The 15902-nt window shown below is 62.8% G+C and carries 14 protein-coding genes; 9 read left to right on the forward strand and 5 right to left on the reverse strand.

Annotated features, from left to right (window positions below; all coding sequences use genetic code 11):
* Positions 1 to 37: 37 nt before the first annotated feature.
* Complete coding sequence (locus LOY34_RS02565) at positions 38 to 2524, forward strand: circularly permuted type 2 ATP-grasp protein (protein ID WP_195885556.1); 2487 nt, start codon at positions 38 to 40, stop codon at positions 2522 to 2524.
* Entirely contained in the window at positions 2524 to 3432 is a 909-nt protein-coding gene (locus tag LOY34_RS02570; RefSeq protein ID WP_195885557.1) for a transglutaminase family protein, read from the forward strand. The genes LOY34_RS02565 and LOY34_RS02570 overlap by 1 nt, the downstream gene beginning before the upstream one ends.
* Positions 3433 to 3460: 28 nt before the next feature.
* Here LOY34_RS02570 and LOY34_RS02575 read toward each other — a convergent pair whose 3' ends face one another.
* The gene (locus tag LOY34_RS02575) at positions 3461 to 4048 is read right to left on the reverse strand and encodes a TIGR00730 family Rossman fold protein (RefSeq protein ID WP_195885558.1); all 588 of its coding nucleotides are present in this window, start codon (positions 4046 to 4048) and stop codon (positions 3461 to 3463) included.
* A gap of 355 nt (positions 4049 to 4403) precedes the next feature.
* Between LOY34_RS02575 and azu the strand changes: the two genes are divergently transcribed.
* Positions 4404 to 4850: an azurin gene (azu, locus tag LOY34_RS02580; RefSeq protein WP_045196890.1), complete on the forward strand. Its 447-nt coding sequence runs from the start codon at positions 4404 to 4406 to the stop codon at positions 4848 to 4850.
* Positions 4851 to 4912: 62 nt separating this feature from the next.
* On the opposite strand, the gene nadE is transcribed toward azu, so the two are convergent.
* Together nadE and pncB are read right to left on the reverse strand one after the other, a co-directional pair.
* A complete protein-coding gene (nadE, locus tag LOY34_RS02585) occupies positions 4913 to 5740 on the reverse strand; it encodes an ammonia-dependent NAD(+) synthetase (protein WP_195885559.1) in 828 nt (275 codons plus the stop codon).
* Between the two features lie 3 nt (positions 5741 to 5743).
* Positions 5744 to 6946 (reverse strand): nicotinate phosphoribosyltransferase, encoded by a 1203-nt coding sequence (gene pncB / locus LOY34_RS02590; protein WP_045196893.1) that lies wholly within the window; start codon positions 6944 to 6946, stop codon positions 5744 to 5746.
* Between the two features lie 470 nt (positions 6947 to 7416).
* On the opposite strand from pncB, the gene LOY34_RS02595 reads away from it, so the two are divergent.
* The 6 genes from LOY34_RS02595 (at position 7417) to LOY34_RS02620 (ending at position 13943) form a co-directional block, all read left to right on the forward strand.
* Entirely contained in the window at positions 7417 to 8553 is a 1137-nt protein-coding gene (locus tag LOY34_RS02595) for a branched-chain amino acid ABC transporter substrate-binding protein (protein WP_045196895.1), read from the forward strand.
* Positions 8554 to 8713: 160 nt separating this feature from the next.
* Positions 8714 to 9628 carry an ABC transporter permease subunit gene (locus LOY34_RS02600; RefSeq protein WP_010221625.1) on the forward strand — a complete coding sequence of 305 codons (915 nt, stop codon included), beginning with the start codon at positions 8714 to 8716 and terminating at the stop codon, positions 9626 to 9628.
* 2 nt (positions 9629 to 9630) lie between these two features.
* Positions 9631 to 10914: a high-affinity branched-chain amino acid ABC transporter permease LivM gene (gene livM / locus LOY34_RS02605; RefSeq protein ID WP_195885560.1), complete on the forward strand. Its 1284-nt coding sequence runs from the start codon at positions 9631 to 9633 to the stop codon at positions 10912 to 10914.
* Positions 10911 to 11786: an ABC transporter ATP-binding protein gene (locus tag LOY34_RS02610; RefSeq protein WP_038997426.1), complete on the forward strand. Its 876-nt coding sequence runs from the start codon at positions 10911 to 10913 to the stop codon at positions 11784 to 11786. The genes livM and LOY34_RS02610 overlap by 4 nt, the downstream gene beginning before the upstream one ends.
* Positions 11783 to 12499, forward strand: a complete 717-nt coding sequence (locus LOY34_RS02615) for an ABC transporter ATP-binding protein (RefSeq protein WP_195885561.1) — start codon at positions 11783 to 11785, stop codon at positions 12497 to 12499. Before LOY34_RS02610 ends, LOY34_RS02615 begins: the two co-directional genes overlap by 4 nt.
* A gap of 676 nt (positions 12500 to 13175) precedes the next feature.
* Positions 13176 to 13943, forward strand: coding sequence for an SDR family oxidoreductase (locus LOY34_RS02620; RefSeq protein ID WP_195885562.1), 768 nt, complete (start codon positions 13176 to 13178; stop codon positions 13941 to 13943).
* Between the two features lie 12 nt (positions 13944 to 13955).
* Here LOY34_RS02620 and LOY34_RS02625 read toward each other — a convergent pair whose 3' ends face one another.
* Both LOY34_RS02625 and LOY34_RS02630 read right to left on the reverse strand, forming a co-directional pair.
* Positions 13956 to 15065: an AGE family epimerase/isomerase gene (locus LOY34_RS02625; protein ID WP_195885563.1), complete on the reverse strand. Its 1110-nt coding sequence runs from the start codon at positions 15063 to 15065 to the stop codon at positions 13956 to 13958.
* Positions 15066 to 15198: 133 nt separating this feature from the next.
* Positions 15199 to 15828 (reverse strand): TetR family transcriptional regulator, encoded by a 630-nt coding sequence (locus tag LOY34_RS02630; protein ID WP_195885564.1) that lies wholly within the window; start codon positions 15826 to 15828, stop codon positions 15199 to 15201.
* Positions 15829 to 15902 lie beyond the last annotated feature (74 nt).

Raw genomic sequence — 15902 nt, forward strand, 5'->3', positions numbered from 1 at the left:
GCTACTCTGAACTGACCTGTGGCCTTCGAGCATTGCCATGCCTGACCTGTTGGATGCTTACCCGCTGAGTGCGGGGACTTATCACGAGATGCTCGAAAGCCAGGGTGCGGTGCGTGCGCACTGGCAGCCGTTGTGCGCCTACCTGCAGCGCAGCGGGCCGGCGCAACTGGCCCAGCGCCAGGCCTCGTTGACCCGCCAGTTGCGCGAGAACGGCGTCACCTACAACGTTTACGCCGACCCCAAGGGCGCCGACCGGCCCTGGGAGCTGGACCTGTTGCCGCACCTGCTGCCCGCCGCCGAATGGCAGCAACTGGCCGCCGGTGTCGAACAGCGCGCGCGCTTGCTCAATGCGGTACTGGCCGATATCTACGGGCCACAGCAGTTGATCAGCGAAGGCCTGCTGCCCGCCGAGCTGGTCTATGGCCATAACAATTTCCTCTGGCCCTGCCAGGGTATAGCGCCACCTGAAGGCACCTACCTGCATGTCTACGCGGTGGACCTGGCCCGTGCCCCGGACGGGCGCTGGTGGGTGACGGCAGACCGCACCCAGGCGCCGTCGGGCGCAGGCTTCGCGCTGGAGAATCGCACCATCGTTTCGCGGGCGTTGCCCGAGCTATACCGCGACTTGCAGGTGCAACACCTGGCCGGTTTTTTCCGCACCCTGCAACGATCCCTGGCGCGCCTGGCACCCAGTGACCAGGAGGCGCCACTGGTGGTGCTGCTGACCCCAGGGCGCTTCAACGAGAGCTATTTCGAGCACCTGTACCTGGCGCGGCAGCTGGGTTATCCACTGGTCGAGGGCAGCGACCTGACCGTGCGCGATGCCACCGTATACCTCAAGACCCTGAGCGGCCTGCGCCGGGTGCACGCAATCATGCGGCGCCTGGACGATGATTTCTGCGACCCGCTGGAGCTGCGCACCGACTCGGCCCTGGGCGTGCCCGGCTTGCTCGATGCCGTGCGCCAGGGCCGGGTGCTGGTGGCCAATGCGCTGGGCAGCGGCGTGCTTGAGTCGCCGGGCCTGCTCGGTTTCTTGCCGGCGATCAACCAGCGCTTGTTTGCTGAAGAACTGAGCCTGCCGTCGATCGCCACCTGGTGGTGCGGTGAGCCACCGGTGATGGCGCGGGCACTGGAGCAGTTGCCGAAGCTATTGGTCAAGCCGGCGTTCCCGTCACAGAGTTTCAGCCCGGTGTTCGGCCGTGACCTCGACCCGGCCCAGCGCCAGGCCCTGGCCGAACGCATCCAGGCACGGCCCTACGCCTATGTCGCCCAGGAGTTGGCGCAGTTGTCCCAGGCGCCGGTGTGGCAGGCCGACAAGGGCCAGGTGCAGCCGCGGGCCATTGGCATGCGTGTGTACGCGGTGGCCTCGGCGGACGGTTATCGGGTGCTGCCCGGTGGCCTGACCCGGGTTGCTGCGCAAGCTGACGCCGAGGTGGTGTCGATGCAGCGCGGTGGCGCCAGCAAGGACACCTGGGTGCTCGGCGAAGCGGCGCCAGCGGGCGAGCAATGGCGGGCCCAGCGCACCATCGGCGTGGCCGAACTGATCCGCCAGGACCCTTACCTGCCGTCGCGGGTGGTGGAGAACCTGTTCTGGTTCGGGCGCTACTGCGAGCGCTGCGATGCCAGTGCGCGCCTGCTGCGGATCATCCTCACCCGCTACCTGGACGGCGACGATCCGCTGGCCCTGCAGGCGGCGGTGGAACTGGCCGATGAATTGTCGCTGCTGCCGGAGGAGGGCGAGTTGCCCGAGCGCCTGCGCGCGGCGCTGGACGATGGCGACTGGGCCTTCAGCCTGCGGGCCAATTTGCAGCGTCTGCACTGGGCGGCGTCGCAGGTGCGCGGCAAGCTCTCGCGGGAGAACTGGCAGGCGCTGGTCGAGCTGCAGCGGGAGGCGCAATGCCTGGAAGATGCCGAGGCGGACTTTGGCGAGCGGGTGGATTTTCTCAACCGCCTGGTGATGTCGCTGGCGGCGCTGTCGGGTTTTGCCCTCGACGACATGACCCGCGACGAAGGCTGGCGCTTCCTGATGATTGGCCGGCGTATCGAGCGATTGCAGTCACTGTGCAGCAGCCTGGCGGCGTTTCTGCGCGGGCCGGCGGTGTACGACCAGGCCGGGCTTGAATGGTTGCTGGAGCTGGGCAATAGCAGCATCACCTACCGCTCGCGCTACCTGGCGGTGGCGCAGTTGATCCCGGTGCTCGATCTGCTCCTGCTCGATGAACAGAACCCCCACGCCGTGCTGTTCCAGCTCAAACTGCTGGTGCGTGCCAACCAACGCTTGAGCGAGGAATTCGACAGCCCGCGCGACCCGGCTCTGGCGCTACTGGCCGAGCAATTGCGTCACTTCGACCTGCGCAGCCTGGAAGACCCGTTGTTCGGCAGCGCCAGTGTACAAGCGGTGCTGTCGGGGCTTGCTGACCTGCTGCAAGGGGTGGCCCTGGCCAGTGGCGAGATTTCCGAGCGCCTGGCCCTGCGCCATTTCGCTCACGTCGACGATGTCAGCCAGCAGACGGTGTCGCTGTGATGAGTGCGCGCTATCAGATTATCCACGACACCCATTACCGCTACGACAGCCCGGTGTCCCTGGCCCAGCAGCTGGCGCACCTGTGGCCACGGCCTTGCGCCTGGCAACGCTGCACGGCCCAGGCCCTGCAGGTCAGCCCGCAGCCAACAACCCAGCGGCGCGATGAGTGGGACGTGTTCGGCAACCCGCTGACGCGCCTGGCGTTCGAGCGCCAGCATGAGCAGTTGCGGGTGGTGGCGCGCTTGCAGGTTGAAGTGCTCGAGCGGGCGGCGCCGGACTTTGCCGCCTCGCCGGCCTGGGAGCAGGTGCGCGAGGCCCTGACCTATGCCAGTCAGCCGATGGCAGCGGCGCTTCTGGAAGCCTGCCGTTATCGATTCGAGTCGCCTTATGTACGCCTCAAGCAGCGCTTCGTGGCCTTCAGCGAATCCTCTTTCGAGCCTGGCCGGGCATTGCTGGAAGGCGTGCAGGCGTTGATGGAGAAGATCTTCAGCGAGTTCACCTTCGATGCCGAAGCGACCCAGGTCGCCACGCCGCTGGTGGAGGTGCTGGAGCGCCGCCGCGGCGTGTGCCAGGACTTTGCCCACCTGATGCTCGCCTGCCTGCGCTCGCGCGGCCTGGCGGCGCGTTATGTCAGCGGCTACCTGCTGACCCGGCCGCCACCCGGCCAGCCACGGCTGATCGGCGCCGATGCCTCGCATGCGTGGATTTCAGTGTTTTGCCCGGGGCAGGGCTGGATCGATTTCGATCCCACCAACAACCTGCGCCCGGCGCTGGAACATATCACCCTGGCCTGGGGCCGGGATTTTTCCGATGTCTCGCCGCTGCGCGGGGTGATCCTCGGTGGCGGCAGCCATGACCCGCAGGTGCAGGTCACGGTGATGCCGCTGGATGAGGCCACAGCCTTGTAGGAGCGGGCTTGCCCCGCGATGAGGCGGGTCAATCAGGCTTCTTGTCGACCCACTTGGGCAGCACCGGGGCTTTAAAGTTGTCCATGGCCTCAAGCAGCTCGGCTGGCGAGTCGGCCAGTTGCAGCATGGCGCGGTGTTGCGGGCGTACGAAGCCTTCTTCCACCACATGGTCAAGGAAGCTGCCCAGCTTGCTGTAGAAGCCGTTGACGTCGAGCAGGCCCAGGGGCTTGGCGTGGTAACCCAACTGGCCCCAGGTCCAGACTTCGAACAGCTCTTCCAGGGTGCCCAGGCCTCCGGGCAGGGCCACGAATGCGTCGCTCAGTTCGGCCATGCGTGCCTTGCGCGCGTGCATGCCGTCGACCACTTCCAGGCGGGTCAGGCCGGTGTGGCCGATCTCGGCGTTTTTCAGCGCTTCAGGGATGATGCCGATGACTTCGCCACCGGCGGCCATGGCCGCATCGGCAACGATACCCATCAGGCCCACGGCGCCACCGCCGTACACCAGGGTCAGGCCGCGCGCGGCGATGGCCTGGCCGAGGGCGATGGCCGCCTCGCGGTAGGCCGGGTTGACGCCGGTGCTGGCGCCACAGAACACACAAACGGAACGTACGGGCATTGCTTCTCTCCGGTTACAAGCGCACACAGAGTAAGGTGCTGGCCGCTCGCTTCCAAGCCCGCAGTCGTTACTCCGGCCGGGCGAATTCGCATGAGGCGCCCGCAGCGCCGCAGGCGTAGGCGGCCAGCAGGCCATTGAAGAAAGTACCAAAGGACATGATCGTTTACTCCTAAATGAGAGGTTGTCTCATCCTCCCTCAAAGGTGCATGATGGGCACTTAGATTTCCTGTATACAATCCATAGAACAAATTCACTGCCTGGCTCTTCGGCCAGTGCTTGACCCACATCATGGGCCGGCCTTGCGGTTTCAGGCAGTCTGCAAACTGATAAAAAACCCCTGCCATGGAGATTCACGATGTTTGCCAAAGTTGTCGCAGTATCCTTGCTGACCCTCGCCAGCACTCAGGTATTTGCCGCTGAGTGCAAGGCGACGATCGACTCCACCGACCAGATGTCCTTCAACACCAAGGCCATCGAAATCGACAAGAGCTGCAAGACCTTCACTGTCGAACTGACCCACTCCGGTTCGTTGCCGAAGAACGTCATGGGCCACAACCTGGTCATCAGCAAAGAAGCTGACATGCAGCCGATCGCCACCGACGGCCTGGCTGCCGGCATCGACAAGAGCTACCTGAAAGAAGGCGACGAGCGCGTGATCGCCCACACCAAGATCATCGGCGCTGGCGAGAAGGATTCGCTGACCATCGACGTGTCCAAGCTGAAAGCTGACGAGAAGTACGGCTTCTTCTGCTCGTTCCCTGGCCACATCTCGATGATGAAAGGCACTGTTACCCTGAAGTAATTCGGGTACCTGATCGCGGGGCAAGCCCGCTCCCACAGGAGCGGGCTTGCCCCGCGATGCGTTCAAGGCGCGAACGGCATCTCGCGTTTGTGCTGGGTCTTGCGGTAGGTGGCGCTGATGATGTCGAACGCTTCCTGGCTCACCGCCTCGCCATGCAGGAACGCATCGATCTGCGCATAGGTGACGCCGTGGGACGCTTCGTCCGGCTTGCCTGGCGCCAGGTCCTCAAGGTCTGCAGTCGGCACCTTCTCCACCAGTGACTCCGGCGCGCCAAAGCTGCGCGCGATGGCCCGCACCTGGTTTTTCACCAGGCCACTGAGCGGTGCCAGGTCGCAGGAACCATCACCAAACTTGGTAAAGAAGCCCATCACCGCTTCGGCGGCATGGTCGGTGCCGATCACCAGGCCCTGGCGGGCGCCGGCGATGGTGTACTGGGCAACCATGCGCATGCGCGCCTTGGTGTTGCCGACGACGAAATCGACCATCGCCGGCGCGCCGTTTTCCAGGGCCTTGACCTCGGTCGCCAGGGCACGCACGGCCGGGGCGATGTCGACAGTGTGCACCTCGTCGGCCTTGATCACCTCCAGGCAGGCCTGGGCATCGTATTCGTCGTGCTGCACCTGGTACGGCAGGCGCACGGCAATGAAGCGGTACTGCTCATCAGCCGTCTCGCTGCGCAGTTCATTGATCGCCCGTTGCGCCATCAGCGCGGCGGTCAGCGAGTCAACACCACCACTGATACCCAGCACCAGGGTCTTGAGCCGTGCGTTGTGCAGGCAGGTCTTGATGAAGGCCACGCGCCGGGCCACTTCGGCTTCGAGCGCGGCGCTGTCGGCAAACGGCGGCTGGACCTTGAGCGCTTGCGCAATCTCTCGCTGGACGGCTTGCATGAATTACTCCTTGGACACTTTGAAGACGTGGCGCAGGTAGGCGACGAAGTTTTCGTCGCGGCATTGGGTCTTGGCCGCCTCATCGGAAATCTTGGCGACGGGCTGGCCGTTACAGTCGGTCATTTTAAGCACGATGCTCATCGGCGCCACCCCGGGCAGATCGCAGGTGAGGTTGGTGCCGATGCCGAAGCTGACATTGATGCGCCCGCGCAGGGCCCGGAAGATCTCCAGCGATTTGGTCAGGTTCAGGCCGTCGGAGAACACCAGGGTCTTGGTCATCGGGTCGATCCCCAGCTTGCGATAGTGGCTGATGGCCTTTTCCGCCCACTGCACCGGATCGCCCGAGTCATGGCGCAGGCCGTCGAACAGCTTGGCGAAGTACAGGTCGAAATCGGTCAGGAAAGCATCCATGGTGATGCAATCGGTCAGGGCGATGCCCAGCAGCCCGCGGTACTCGCGCACCCAACAATCGAGCGCGGCAATCTGGCTGTCGATCAGCCGCGGCCCCAGTTGCTGGTGGGCCATGATCCATTCGTGGGCCATGGTCCCCAGTGGCTTGATATCCAGTTTCCGTGCCAGGTGCACGTTGCTGGTGCCGACGAAACGCGCGGGGAAATCTTCCTTGAGCACCCGTACCACTTCTTCCTGAACCTTGTAGGAGAAGCGTCGGCGGGTGCCGAAGTCGGCGACCTGCAATTCGGCCAGCTCCTCACTGCTGGCATTGGCCTTGAGCCAGTCGAACTTACGGTACAGCTGGTCGCGGGCGTCGCTGAGTTTGGCCTGGGGGTGGCGATGGCGGTTGCGCACCTCACTGATGATCGCAAGCAAAGGTACTTCAAACAGGATCACGTGCAGCCAGGGGCCGCGCAGGCGCAAGTACAGCTGGTCGTTCTCGACCCCCAGTTGCAGGTAGCGCAGGTTGAAGCGGAACAGGCCGAGAAAGCGCAGGAAGTCCGGCTTCATGAAGCTGATCTGCTCGAGGAAGCCCAACTGGCCATTACCCAGGCTCAGTTCGCACAACTGCTCGATCTGCTCGCGGATCTGCGCCAGATAAGGGCGCAGGTCTTCACCATTGCGGCAGCGGAACTCCCATTCCACGTCGACGTTGGGGTAGTTGTGCAGCACGGCCTGCATCATGGTCAGCTTGTAGAAATCGGTGTCGAGCAGGTTCTGCACGATGCGATCGGCAAATGCACTCTCGCTCATAGGGGGCTCCAAAGGGGGCGCGCGCCATCACCGCCAGCGACGGCGCACAGACCTGCGCATTGTGCCAGCCTTTGCCTCCACGCGGGCAGGCCGAGGCCGGGGTAATTCGGTAGCAGGCTACAGGTAGCGGCGCTTTTGTCGGGCAGCGGCTAGCCTGTAATGGTGCCCGCTGTAGCAGTCGCGCACCAAGGATGTGCAGTTCGGTTACGCATCCTGTTACAGGCTGGTTGCACGTAACCACAACCCAGGGTTGCAATGATGGCACTTCGCGGTTGCTCTTTTTTCTCGTGTCCGGTGGCGCTTGTCGTGAGGCAGACGGTTGCACGACCAGTAAAAAAAGGCCGTGAATCCTGGCTGCGCAACTTGTTCACGAGTTTTTCCAGAATAAAAAACCAATGGCACGGCCCTTGCTCAGAGCAATTGCTGAAAGTTGTAGTGCCAACCAAAAAAAACTCCAGGAGCACCACCTCATGTCGCAGACGTTTTACAAGAAAGGCTTTCTGGCCCTCGCCGTAGCTACGGCGCTGGGCGTTTCTTCGTATGTTCAGGCCGACATCAAGATCGGCGTAGCAGGCCCGATGACCGGTGCCAACGCAGCGTTTGGCGAGCAGTACATGAAAGGTGCACAGGCAGCGGCTGACAAGGTCAATGCCGCGGGCGGCGTCAACGGCGAGAAGATCGTGCTGGTCAAGGGCGACGATGCCTGCGAGCCGAAGCAGGCCGTGGCCGTGGCCAACCGCCTGGTCGACCAGGACAAGGTGATCGGTGTGGTCGGGCACTTCTGTTCGTCCAACACCATTCCGGCGTCTGAGGTGTATGACGAAGCCGGTGTCATCGCCATCACCCCGGGCTCGACCAACCCGGCGGTTACCGAACGCGGCCTGACTGGCATGTTTCGCATGTGCGGACGTGACGACCAGCAGGGCATCGTCGCCGGCGACTACATCGTCGACGTGCTCAAGGGCAAGAAGGTTGTCGTCCTGCATGACAAGGACACCTACGGCCAGGGCCTGGCCGATGCGACCAAGGCTCAACTGGTCAAACGCGGCGTGACACCGGTGCTGTACGAAGGCCTGACCCGTGGCGAGAAAGACTTCAGCGCCGTGGTCACCAAGATTCGTGGTGCCGGTGCCGACGTCGTCTACTTCGGTGGCCTGCACCCGGAAGCCGGTCCACTGGTGCGACAACTGCGTGAAGCGGGCCTGAAAGACGTCAAGTTCATGTCCGACGACGGCATCGTAACCGACGAACTGGTGGCCACTGCCGGTGGCGCGCAATACGTCGATGGCGTGTACATGACCTTCGGCGCCGACCCGCGCCTGCTGCCAGACAGCAAGGCGGTGGTCGAGGAGTTCCGCAAAGGCGGCACCGAGCCAGAAGGCTACACCCTGTATGCCTACGCTTCGGTCCAGGCCCTGGCTGCAGCCTTCAACGGCGCCAAGTCGAACAAGGGCGAAGACGCTGCCAAGTGGCTCAAGGCCAACCCGGTGCAAACCGTGATGGGCGAGAAAAAGTGGGACAGCAAGGGCGACCTGACGGTCTCCGACTATGTGGTCTACCAGTGGGACAAGGACGGCAAGTACCACCAACTGGAAAAACAAAAATAACAACGGTAGGCGACCCGGGCCTGAGCCCGGGTCGCTACCCGGTTTTGCGCCGTACCTGTCTTTTCTCGTAGATCTGCACAACCCTGCGCTGCGAGGGCCGCTTCATCCGGGGCTCACCGTAGTCGGCGCTTGTGCAATCTCAAATACGTGAGATTGCGTTATGGATGGTATTTTCCTGCAGCAACTGGTCAACGGGCTGACCCTCGGGTCCGTCTATGGCCTGATCGCCATCGGCTACACAATGGTCTATGGCATTATCGGCATGATCAACTTCGCGCACGGCGAGGTGTATATGATTTCCGCGTACCTGGCGGCAATCAGCCTGGCATTGCTGGCGTATTTCGGTATCGAATCCTTCCCCTTGCTGATGCTCGGGACGCTGATCTTCACGGTGGTGGTCACCGGAGTCTACGGCTGGACCATCGAACGCATCGCCTACAAACCCCTGCGCAACTCCACCCGCCTGGCGCCGCTGATCAGTGCCATCGGCATCTCGCTGATCCTGCAGAACTACGCGCAGATCAGCCAGGGCGCACGCCAGCAAGGCGTACCGACCCTGCTTGAAGGCGCCTGGCGCGTCGAAGTGGGCACCGGTTTCGTGCAACTGACCTACACCAAGATCTTCATCCTGGTGGCGGCCTTCGTCGGCATGGCGGCGCTTACCTACATCATCAAGTTCACCAAGCTCGGGCGCATGTGCCGGGCCACCCAGCAGGATCGCAAGATGGCTTCGATCCTCGGTATCAACACCGACCGGGTGATCTCCTATGTGTTTGTCATCGGTGCGGTCATGGCGGCCCTGGCCGGCGTGCTGATCACCATGAACTACGGCACCTTCGACTTCTACGCGGGCTTTATCATCGGCATCAAGGCCTTCACCGCCGCGGTGCTCGGTGGCATTGGCTCGCTGCCGGGCGCCATGCTCGGCGGGATCATCCTCGGGATTTCCGAGTCGCTGTTCTCCGGGCTGATCAACTCCGACTACAAAGACGTGTTCAGTTTCTCGCTACTGGTGCTGATCCTGATCTTCCGTCCCCAAGGCCTGCTGGGTCGCCCACTCGTGGCGAAGGTGTAAGTATGTCTGCTGCCAAAACAACTACATTCGATATCAAGCGCAGCCTGATCGATACGGTCCTCGCCGGGCTGATTTCCCTGATCGTTTTCGGGCCCATCGTCGGCGTGGTGCTCGACGGCTACAGCTTCAACCTTGAACCGGCCCGTGTCGCCTGGCTGGTGGCCGGGGTGATGGTCGGGCGGTTTTTCCTCAGCCTGTTCCTGCAGACGCCCAAGGGCCAGTCGATTCTCCAGGGCTTCGAGGGCAATGGTTCCGGCGTGCACGTGCTGGCGCCGGACTACAAGTCGCGGCTGCGCTGGATCATTCCGGCACTGATCGTGATTGCCATCGTCTTCCCGTTCTTCGCCAACAAGTACCTGCTGACCGTGGTCATCCTCGGCCTCATCTACGTACTGCTGGGTCTGGGCCTGAACATCGTGGTAGGTCTTGCCGGCCTGCTCGACCTGGGTTACGTGGCCTTCTACGCCATCGGCGCCTACGGCCTGGCCCTGGGTTACCAGTACCTGGGCCTGGGCTTCTGGACGGTGTTGCCCCTGGCGGCAATCGCTGCGGCGCTGGCCGGGTGCATATTGGGCTTTCCGGTGCTGAGGATGCATGGCGACTACCTGGCCATCGTTACCCTCGGCTTTGGTGAGATCATCCGTCTGGTGCTCAACAACTGGCTGTCGTTCACCGGCGGTCCCAACGGCATGCCGGTGCCGTCGCCAACCTTCATGGGCCTGGAGTTCGGCCGTCGGGCCAAGGACGGCGGGGTGCCGTTCCACGAGTTCTTCGGTATTGCCTACAACCCCAACGTGAAATTCCTGTTCATCTACATCGTGCTGTTCCTGGTGGTGCTGGCGGTGCTGTACATCAAGCACCGGTTGACCCGCATGCCGGTCGGCCGCGCCTGGGAAGCGCTGCGCGAAGACGAGATCGCCTGCCGTTCCATGGGCCTGAACCATGTGCTGGTGAAACTCTCGGCCTTCACCCTCGGCGCCTCTACCGCCGGCCTTGCCGGGGTGTTCTTTGCCAGCTACCAGGGCTTCGTCAACCCGTCGTCGTTCACCTTCTTCGAGTCGGCGCTGATCCTTGCCATCGTCGTGCTCGGCGGCATGGGCTCGACCGTCGGCGTGGTGATTGCTGCGTTCGTGCTGACCGTGGCGCCGGAGCTATTGCGCAGCTTCTCCGAGTACCGGGTGCTGCTGTTCGGCGTGCTGATGGTGTTGATGATGATCTGGAGACCGCGCGGCCTGATTCGTATCAGCCGTACCGGTGTAGTCCCGCGTAAAGGAGTGGCGCCATGAGCGATGACGTGATTCTCTCGGTTGAAAACCTGATGATGCAGTTTGGCGGCATCAAGGCGCTCAGCGATGTCAGCCTCAAGGTCAGACGCAACCAGATCTTCGCCCTGATCGGCCCCAACGGTGCCGGCAAGACCACGGTGTTCAACTGCCTGACCGGCTTCTACAAAGCCAGTGGCGGCAAGATCGAACTGAACCTGCGCGGCACCCGCACCAATGTCATCCAGCTGCTGGGCGAACGCTTTCAGCTGGGCGATTTCGTCTCGCCCAAGCGCTTCATCAACCGCCTGCACTACAAGATGTTCGGTGGTACTCACCTGGTCAACCGCGCAGGTCTGGCGCGGACCTTCCAGAACATTCGCCTGTTCCGGGAAATGTCGGTGGTCGAGAACCTGCTGGTGGCCCAGCACATGTGGGTCAACCGCAACTTGCTGGCCGGCGTGCTCAACACCAAGGGCTACCGCAAGGCCGAAAGCGATGCCCTCGACCATGCCTTCTACTGGCTGGAAGTGGTCGACCTGGTCGACTGCGCCAACCGCCTGGCCGGTGAGCTGTCGTACGGCCAGCAGCGGCGCCTGGAGATTGCCCGGGCCATGTGCACGCGGCCGCAGATCATCTGCCTCGACGAACCGGCTGCCGGCCTCAACCCGCAGGAAACCGAAGCGCTGAGCAAGATGATCCGCGTGCTGCGCGACGAACATGACCTGACCGTGGTGCTGATCGAGCACGACATGGGCATGGTCATGAGCATTTCCGACCATATCGTGGTGCTTGACCACGGCAACGTGATCGCCGAAGGCGCGCCACAGGACATCCGTCACAACCCGACGGTGATTGCTGCCTACCTGGGCGCCGATGAAGAGGAACTGGTATGAGTACACCGATCCTCGAACTGAAAGAGATCGACGTGTTCTACGGGCCGATCCAGGCCCTGAAGAAAGTCTCGCTGTACATCGATGAAGGCGAAACGGTGAGCCTGATCGGCTCCAACGGTGCCGGCAAGTCGACCCTGCTGATGTCGATCTTCGGCCAGCCGCGGGCGGCAGCCGGGCAGATCATCTACCGTGGCACCGACATTACTCACAAATCGTCGCACTACATCGCTTCCAACGGCATTGCCCAGTCGCCGGAAGGTCGCCGGGTGTTCCCCGACATGTCGGTGGAAGAGAACCTGATGATGGGCACCATCCCGATCGGCGACAAGTTCGCCAGCGAGGACATGCAGCGCATGTTCGAACTGTTCCCGCGGCTCAAGGAGCGGCGCAACCAGCGCGCCATGACCATGTCCGGCGGCGAGCAGCAGATGCTCGCCATCGCCCGGGCTTTGATGAGCCGGCCCAAATTGCTGCTGCTCGATGAGCCGTCGCTGGGCCTGGCGCCGATCGTGGTCAAGCAGATCTTCGCCACCTTGCGCGAGCTGGCGCAGACCGGCATGACTATCTTCCTGGTGGAGCAGAACGCCAACCATGCGCTGAAGCTCTCGGACCGCGCCTATGTAATGGTCAACGGTCATATCCGCATGACCGGTACTGGCCAGGAGCTGTTGGTCAACGAGGAGGTGCGCAACGCTTACTTGGGCGGGCACTGATCGTTGGTGAAAAAAAGCGCCCCGGCTGACGGGGCGTTTTTTTGTCCACAGTTTTGTGGAAAACATTGTCCAGACATTCTTTTGGGCGCGACAGAACGTCGCTTCAGCGGGCGTTTTCATGGGGGTTTGAGTTGTCCACCATTGGTGTGGAACCGACTGTGGGTAACTTGGGTGCAGCTTGCTGAAGCCCTTTGTTTACAAGGCTTACAGAGGTGTGGTTGTTTTTTGATCAGGTTTTTTCGCGGCTTTCGCATCGGGGTTTGTCAAGTGTTTTGTCCTTAGCGCAAATGGCGATTAAAGCGCGCTTCCGGCCTGTGGATAACTCTGTGGGCAAGCCTTGGAAAGATCGGCGAAGACAGCGTCGTTACAGGCCTGGAGCCATCATGGAAATCCACGCCTTCGACGCCTGTTGCCGGCCTTAGGTCAAGGCCTGCGCCAGAGGTCAAGGGAAATACTTGCGCAAGCCCCGGATTACGCGGCTTGCAGGGTTTTCGAGTTGCCCCCGGATTTTGTGGAAGGGCTTGTGGATAACATGCGTAAAGCTTGCCGCAGGCCTTCTATACCGGGGCTTTCACAGCTTTGATCGTTTTTTGTACAGTGATGCGAATTGCTTGCTGCCGAACGCGGCCGCGGGCATGCTGCAACCCCTGTGATCAGCCTCATCAAGGAGACCCGCATGACCTCTACCGTATTCATCACTGGCGCAACTTCCGGCTTCGGCGAAGCCTGCGCCCGTCGTTTTGCGCAAGCCGGTTGGTCGCTGGTGCTGACCGGTCGCCGTCAGGAGCGCCTGGAAGCGCTGTGTGCCGAGCTGTCGCAACAAACCGAAGTGCACGGCCTGGTACTCGACGTGCGTGACCGCAAGGCCATGGAAGAAGCCATCAACAACCTGCCACCGTCGTTCGCCAAGCTGCGCGGGCTGATCAACAATGCAGGCCTGGCCCTGGGCGCCGACCCGGCGCCCAAGTGCGACCTGGACGACTGGGAAACCATGGTCGACACCAATATCAAGGGCCTGATGTACAGCACCCGCCTGCTGCTGCCGCGGCTGATCGCCCACGGCCGTGGCGCGACCATCCTCAACGTCGGCTCGGTAGCCGGCAATTACCCCTATCCGGGTAGCCATGTGTATGGCGGCACCAAGGCATTCGTCGGGCAGTTCTCGCTGAGCCTGCGCTGCGACCTGCAGGGCACTGGCGTGCGGGTCAGCAACATCGAGCCGGGCCTGTGCGAGAGCGAGTTCTCGCTGGTGCGTTTCGCTGGCGACCAGGCGCGTTACGATGCCACCTATGCCGGCGCTGAGGCGATCCAGCCGCAGGATATCGCCGAGACCATCTTCTGGATCATGAACCAGCCAGCGCACATCAACATCAACAGCCTTGAGCTGATGCCGGTGAGCCAGGCGTGGGCAGGGTTCTCGATCGATCGTTCAGCCAAGGCTTGACCCGCGACAGCGTCAAACCTGACGCTGCAGCCCTTCCAGGCAAGTCGCCAGGTGGTAAGGCGTAGTCGACGGCATATCGGCGCGGCTGACCTTGCCACTGGCATCGCGGCACTCGTGCCAGCCACCGGCATGCAGGAAGTTCTGCTGCAACGCCTTGAGCTGGGCCAGCACCGTGGCGGCGCTGGCCGGGCGCAAGGTCAGGGCGCGCAGGTATTCGGCCTGGGCCCAGATGCGCTGGGTGGCGTCGCGCACCTGGCCCTCGGCGCTGAGCATGGCCAGCACGGCGCTGTCCTTCACACCGCACTGTTCGGCATAGGCAAATGCGCGGCTGAGCGAGGCATGCAGCTCGCTACCGCGTAGCAGCGGTGAAGACTCCAGCAAGTAGAACCATTCGAACTGGTGACCGGGTTCGAACCAGTTATCCACAGCCCCGCGTGGTTTCTCCAGCATCACCCCGTGTACGGGGTCGATGAAGTGTTCCTGCATCGCCGCAGCCAGGCTTTGCAGGGCTTGTTCGACGGCCTCGTCGTCACGCACCGAGAGGGTGGCGAGGAAGGCTTCGGCCAGATGCATCAGCGGGTTCTGCAGCGGGCCGCTGGCCAGGTCCGACCAGTCTTCGCCAAGGCTCGCCTCGTACAGGCCGTCATCACGGGCGAACTGCTCGGTTACCACTTCCAGCGCGGCATTGAGGGCCGATTCGACCAGTGGCTCATGCACCTTGCCCCAGTAATGCGCGCAGGCAAAGACGATGAAGGCATGGGTGTAGAGGTCTTTGCGCCGGTCCAGCGGCTTGCCCTGGGCGTCGATGCTGTAGAACCAGCCGCCGTGCTCGGCATCATGGAAATGCCGCTGCAACGAGCGAAACAGCGCGGCGGCGCGTTCGCTGGCGCCGGGTTGCTCGATGCGGCTGCTGAACAGGTACAGCTGGCGCGCGCAGGCCATGGCCCGGTAGCGTTGCACCGGCATGGGTTGCTGTTGCGGGTCGAGGGCTTCGAAGGGCAGGGCCATCTCTGCATTCCAGCCCGGGCCTTGCCACAGCGGCACGATGCGCTGGTCAAAGTGCGCCTGGACCTCGGCGAGCAGGGCGGGCAGTTCAGGCTGGGCAGTATGAAGGTCGGGCATGGAAAATTTCGTCGCGGTCGGTGCGTTTGCGCGCAATGGTAGCAGGAAAAGGCGCTGACTTTGCCGGCCTCATCGCGGGCCAGGAGCGGGCTTGCCCCGCGATGAGGCCAGTACAGCCAGCACAGCAGACTGCCTACAGCGCACTGAGCCCCTGCCAGTGCTTGGCACCGACAAAGATGAAGCGCAGCTGCTGGGTGATCTTCTCCTGGGCGCTGATCGGTTCACCGGCGTTGTCGCTTGGCTCGTCGATCAGCTCTGGCAGGGTGGCGAACACGGTTTTCACCACCAGGTCAGCCATCACCGCCAGGGCCGCGGCGTCCAGATGCTGCCAGCGCGGCATGCGCGCAAGGTCGGTGGCCAGGTCCGAGCTGATGCCCTGGCGCAGGGTACCGATGGCTTGGCGCACCGGTTGCGAACCGCCATATTGCTCGCGGGCGAGAAACAGGAACTGGGCACGGTTGGCCGCCACCACATCGAGAAAGATCCGCACCGAGGCGTCGGTGATGCCGCCCAGCTCGAATTCGTTCTGGCGCACCAGGCGGATGGTCTGGCGGAAGGTTTCGCCCACTTCATTGACCAGGGCCAGGCCCAGTTGGTCCATGTCGGTAAAGTGCCGGTAAAAACCGGTAGGGACGATGCCTGCGGTTTTTGCCACTTCGCGCAGGCTGATGCTGCCGAAGCCTCGACCGCTCTCCATCAGGTTGCGGGCGGCATCCAGCAGGGCGTGGCGGGTCTGTTGCTTTTGTTCGGCGCGCGGCAGCATGGCAAGTATCGGCAGGCAGTGAAACAGCCCTGCACTCTAATAGCCTGGCGCCAGAAAAACAAAGCCCGGTCAAT

Source organism: Pseudomonas sp. B21-009 (genome assembly GCF_024749345.1).
GTDB lineage: Bacteria > Pseudomonadota > Gammaproteobacteria > Pseudomonadales > Pseudomonadaceae > Aquipseudomonas.

Excerpts from the sequence above, each read along its gene's own strand:
- LOY34_RS02565 (WP_195885556.1), top strand. The coding sequence starts at position 38 with ATGCCTGACCTGTTGGATGCTTACCCGCTGAGTGCGGGGACTTATCAC.
- LOY34_RS02570 (WP_195885557.1), top strand. The coding sequence starts at position 2,524 with ATGAGTGCGCGCTATCAGATTATCCACGACACCCATTACCGCTACGAC.
- LOY34_RS02575 (WP_195885558.1), bottom strand. The coding sequence starts at position 4,048 with ATGCCCGTACGTTCCGTTTGTGTGTTCTGTGGCGCCAGCACCGGCGTC.
- azu (WP_045196890.1), top strand. The coding sequence starts at position 4,404 with ATGTTTGCCAAAGTTGTCGCAGTATCCTTGCTGACCCTCGCCAGCACT.
- nadE (WP_195885559.1), bottom strand. The coding sequence starts at position 5,740 with ATGCAAGCCGTCCAGCGAGAGATTGCGCAAGCGCTCAAGGTCCAGCCG.
- pncB (WP_045196893.1), bottom strand. The coding sequence starts at position 6,946 with ATGAGCGAGAGTGCATTTGCCGATCGCATCGTGCAGAACCTGCTCGAC.
- LOY34_RS02595 (WP_045196895.1), top strand. The coding sequence starts at position 7,417 with ATGTCGCAGACGTTTTACAAGAAAGGCTTTCTGGCCCTCGCCGTAGCT.
- LOY34_RS02600 (WP_010221625.1), top strand. The coding sequence starts at position 8,714 with ATGGATGGTATTTTCCTGCAGCAACTGGTCAACGGGCTGACCCTCGGG.
- livM (WP_195885560.1), top strand. The coding sequence starts at position 9,631 with ATGTCTGCTGCCAAAACAACTACATTCGATATCAAGCGCAGCCTGATC.
- LOY34_RS02610 (WP_038997426.1), top strand. The coding sequence starts at position 10,911 with ATGAGCGATGACGTGATTCTCTCGGTTGAAAACCTGATGATGCAGTTT.
- LOY34_RS02615 (WP_195885561.1), top strand. The coding sequence starts at position 11,783 with ATGAGTACACCGATCCTCGAACTGAAAGAGATCGACGTGTTCTACGGG.
- LOY34_RS02620 (WP_195885562.1), top strand. The coding sequence starts at position 13,176 with ATGACCTCTACCGTATTCATCACTGGCGCAACTTCCGGCTTCGGCGAA.
- LOY34_RS02625 (WP_195885563.1), bottom strand. The coding sequence starts at position 15,065 with ATGCCCGACCTTCATACTGCCCAGCCTGAACTGCCCGCCCTGCTCGCC.
- LOY34_RS02630 (WP_195885564.1), bottom strand. The coding sequence starts at position 15,828 with ATGCTGCCGCGCGCCGAACAAAAGCAACAGACCCGCCACGCCCTGCTG.